The 257-nt window shown below is 60.7% G+C and carries 1 protein-coding gene; it reads left to right on the top strand.

Annotated features, from left to right (window positions below):
- Positions 1-257 (top strand): FAD-dependent monooxygenase (locus Q4563_RS20985; protein WP_303605898.1); only part of this gene is annotated, 257 nt, incomplete at both ends.

The raw sequence follows: 257 nt of genomic DNA, 5'->3' as shown, positions 1-257 counted from the left end.
CAACAGCAGGTCGGCTATCGCAGCGGCCGTATTCTGCGGGTTGGCGAACGCTTCAGTTACCCGCTGGCACTGGTGCGCAGTGGCGAACAGGTACGCCGGGGCCTGGTGTTGCTGGGGAATGCTGCTCACAGCCTGCATCCGGTGGCCGGACAAGGCTTTAACCTGGCATTAAGAGATACCGCCGCGCTGGCGGCCCGTGTACTGGAAAGCTGGTCGATGAAGCGACCGTTAGGTGATCTCACCGTATTGCTGGAATA

This window comes from Gilvimarinus sp. 1_MG-2023 (assembly GCF_030548285.1).
Note: the sequence above shows the minus strand (reverse complement) of the source record. Positions and strands in the feature narration are given on the sequence as shown.